Below are 1,703 nucleotides of genomic sequence, written 5' to 3' on the forward strand. Positions count from 1 at the left end.
GTCGAACACGATGTCCTTGCTGGCGAGCAGCAGCGCATTGCCTTCGGCGAAGGCAGATGCAGATTGACTTATTAACTACACCTGGCCCCGTTCTTAGTAAACATGGGATTTGGTGCATGAGAGGGGTTTTTCAGGAGCTACCAATTAGCGCCGATTCATTCTTCATCCCAAAATTTTCCGGGGGGGGCATATACCCCGCCCTCTAACACAGTACACCAGCCAAATAATCTGTTAAAAATTTCTAGATCAATAATTTTGTAACTTGCCCCATCAATTCTTTCAATGGTTATAAGGCTGCGAGCATGATGGGTATACTGGCCTCCTGTGCCTGGAGCCGCTCTCAACTCCAATTCACCTCGATCCCAATCGGAAACAGTTCCTGAAGATTCTGGAGTTGAATCAGGAAAAATAATTTCGAAATTTTCAGAAATCCTGCAAATACAAGGTATCTTTTTTTGTTTTAATAATTCATTGTTTGCTAGATTCACGGCAAAATCAATCTGTAGCTTCATTTTAATGCACTCTTTGGGACGACTACATCACCCGAGAAAAACTTTTGAAAAACAGCAACCGGGCTAAAGTATTGTACATTGTGCGGATCGCGGACAGCAACCACAGGAATTCCGTTTCTGGTTGTAACGCCGTCCACAACAACAAAGTGTGAAAATCTGGAGCCTCCCGTTTCATCAGTTATTCTTACGATGACAGGTGTACCTTTCGAAGTGTATCTAGCTAAATCAGCCACACTCCTGTTCCCAAACGCGCTGGATGGAACACCTTCTGAATTCAGCAAATTCGCTGCATCGCGGGTAAATATTCCATCCGAAGCAGGTGGAATTTTTTTGATTAGGGAATCAATATCTACCTCTTTCCCAAGGGTGTTAAGAATCATGCCGCACGAGTTGTGACCGCAAGTGGGTGCAGCACCCTGATTTAATAATAATCGGTCGCCATTTCTCGGAATTGATGTGTTGATTAACGGGTTCGTTCCTCCAGCAGCGATTTCATCGACAACGGCTACTTTGGGGAAAATATCTCTGACCGTTCGCAATCTTCCCAATCCCGCCATAGCTAAGTCTGCAAGGCTAAGGACTCTTGCATCTAATGCATCAATTCCTACGACAGGCTCGCCAGTAAAGTAGTTGATCGCAGTTCCGCTACTAAGCAAATCGCTCCATCCGGCAGCTGTTTGGCCGAGACCTGCCATCATCTCGCGAGTCAAAAGCAGGCTTCCGGATGCGCCCGGCTGAATATATTTCAACTTGTCTGCAAGATCACCCATGTCGCCGTAAAAAATTTCGCCGTATGTTGGAAATGTTCTACTTGAGACGTTGCCGGAATAAACCACATCCCTTTCTGTAATGAAAAAGCCTTGGTCCCTCCAGTAGGGCTCCATGGCCTTATCATAATTCTCCTGCGTAAGCTTTCCTGTTGCTTTCAGTTCACTGGTGACTTTCTCTGAGTAAAGCCTCTTTTCTTCATCTCGAATCTTATCAAGGGCAGTCAGCTTCTTCTCGGCATCGCAACCGTCTTCGCTTCCATGTTGGCACAGTGATTTGGCGAGTTTCAGATAATCGTTTTCTGATTCGGTAAGCCAGTTGTTCTCAACCGCATTTTTCGCAATATTTGCACCAATAGCCGCATCAGCCGAACCACCACCAGCTAATCCGCCAGCAATCGCCCCAACCGCCTGCGACAGGGCG

General features: G+C 46.3%; 2 protein-coding genes. Both read right to left on the bottom strand.

Annotated features, from left to right (window positions below):
- Positions 1–155: 155 nt before the first annotated feature.
- Positions 156–512 carry a hypothetical protein gene (locus XpruCFBP8353_RS22975; RefSeq protein ID WP_101365255.1) on the bottom strand — a complete coding sequence of 119 codons (357 nt, stop codon included), beginning with the start codon at positions 510–512 and terminating at the stop codon, positions 156–158.
- Positions 509–1,703 (bottom strand): VENN motif pre-toxin domain-containing protein (locus XpruCFBP8353_RS22980; RefSeq protein ID WP_207759715.1); only part of this gene is annotated, 1,195 nt, incomplete at its 5' end. The genes XpruCFBP8353_RS22975 and XpruCFBP8353_RS22980, both read right to left, overlap by 4 nt.

Source organism: Xanthomonas prunicola, assembly GCF_002846205.1.
In the GTDB taxonomy this organism is placed as follows: domain Bacteria; phylum Pseudomonadota; class Gammaproteobacteria; order Xanthomonadales; family Xanthomonadaceae; genus Xanthomonas; species Xanthomonas prunicola.